Genomic DNA, 1282 nt, shown 5'->3' with positions numbered 1-1282 from the left:
AAGATTTTCGTGTCTAAGCTTTCGACGGCGACTAAACCGATAAATAAATAGTCAAAGATTTTAACAAATTATTCATATTGAAATATTGACTATTTGTAACCCATATTCTACATTTATAACATCTCAGGAGGTCTGATTTTAGATATGAAACTAACATTTCGAGCTCTGTCGAGCGTTTTGTCAATAATTGGTATGTTCACACTATCTTGTGATGATCGCGTACAGCACATAGATGTTTGGGGTACTATTATCATGCAAGATCAGTGTGAAATTGATGGACGTCCATCTTGGATTGTAGATTTAGATATGGAGCTAACATTTGCACCCAAAGATGTTGTTCTTCCTGTGGTCAGTGACACTGTTAACGGAAAACAGTACAACAACTTGGTTAGGATATTTGTGGTCATCAATGCAGATGACACGACCTACATTTCACAAGGCGATAAATTTAACTTTAAGCTTGAACGCGAACTTCGACTCTGCAATTCGAAGAGATCCAATTTATCAAGTTATTCACCTTTGTCTAATGAGTACGTCCATATGGCTAAGTGAAATAATTCATAGGCCTGACGATATCGTCAGGCCTATTTTGTATCCAATCCCAATTTGAATCTAATTATAATCCCCTACTAATCCCACGCTTTTTCTGCTGCTCCGGCTTAGGTTTAATTTCAGGCTGCTGCGTCAGCTCCTTCTTTTCCCTTTTGTCCCGCTCGAAAGCCTGACTCTGCTCTTTGGCCTGTTTGGCCTCGTGATTTCGCTCAGCCACAATCATATCGGCCCGTTGCATAGCAGTCCCGTTGAGCATCACCTTGCGGTACTGGAACGTTTCAGATAGCTCACGTTCATAGCCAAACGTTCGGTCAAAAACTTTCTCGCAGCGCTCCGTAAAATCCAGTCGATTAAACTGCCCGAATTTCTGGCTATGCCCGGCGTTGCTGCCCCGGTGGTTAGTCATGGGACTGATCAGCCGGCCGTTGTCTGCCGTCTTGCGGCTCACGATCAACTGCGCATGCATGTGGCTTCCTTCCTTTGCTTCGCCCCGTTGACGGAGGCCCTGCTTTACTTCCGGATCTTCATGGGTGTAATACCGGTTGTATTCGATCTTGCCGTAGTACTTGATATCCTGCTCAGATAGTCCTTTATTGAAATTTTCTGCATACTCTTTCATCACTTCACGTGCAAAGGCTTTCAGCTTTTGCGGATCATTGCCAATATGGTCGAGCTCCTTCCCGGAAGGGCTAATATTGATCAGGTAAAATTTAGCTTCTGCCTTTTTAAG

1 protein-coding gene is annotated in these 1282 nt (G+C 43.3%); it reads right to left on the bottom strand.

Going from position 1 to position 1282, the window contains the following annotated elements; all coding sequences use genetic code 11:
- Nucleotides 1-616: 616 nt before the first annotated feature.
- Nucleotides 617-1282 (bottom strand): DUF5712 family protein (locus tag B5X68_RS29065; protein WP_082218171.1); only part of this gene is annotated, 666 nt, incomplete at its 5' end.

The organism is Dyadobacter psychrophilus (assembly GCF_900167945.1).
Taxonomy (GTDB): Bacteria; Bacteroidota; Bacteroidia; order Cytophagales; family Spirosomataceae; genus Dyadobacter; species Dyadobacter psychrophilus.
Note: the sequence above shows the minus strand (reverse complement) of the source record. Positions and strands in the feature narration are given on the sequence as shown.